The organism is Bradyrhizobium sp. Kon58 (assembly GCF_055807455.1).
In genome coordinates this window covers 1-426 of the sequence record NZ_JBVVOT010000164.1, presented here as the reverse complement: position 1 = coordinate 426, position 426 = coordinate 1, and the positions used below count along the sequence as shown (strand labels likewise).

Here is a 426-nt window from a genome sequence, read left to right as displayed (position 1 = left end):
ATTCTGCTGTTCTATGTGGGCGCGTTGTTCGTCGGGAAAGGGCTGGGTGGAATATCGAGCTTGAGGCGCAGCAGAACGCAACGGCAAGCTGGCTCTACGGCGTACGGCACCAATGTGAGCAGAGGCTCGCCTCAGGCCTGGCACTCCCGGTGGAGCTGTGCGTGGCGAATGCGGCGCCGGCATGATGTTGCCATCTCTTGCCTTGCCCCGGGTGAGGGCCGACGCAGTGGCCGCGCGGCGGCGGCTGGGGCGCGGGTTGCGTTTACCGTTCCAGGTTGCCGAGCAGCGGGGTGAATTGCGCCTCGAGCCTGGCAATGAGCCGTTTGGTGTTCAGTCATTGTGCTTCGAAACCACCTGCGGGGTCCTGGCGCTCAGCGAGCCGGGACCGCAATTGAGCTTGATGGGCGAGTGCCCGGTGACATTGGC

General features: G+C 64.6%; 1 protein-coding gene. It reads left to right on the top strand.

Features of this window, described 5'->3' with window-relative positions; genetic code table 11:
* Positions 1-185, top strand: a 185-nt coding sequence (locus tag AC0L20_RS39965; protein WP_473295662.1) for a hypothetical protein, incomplete at its 5' end; no start/stop codon positions are given.
* Positions 186-426: the final 241 nt, after the last annotated feature.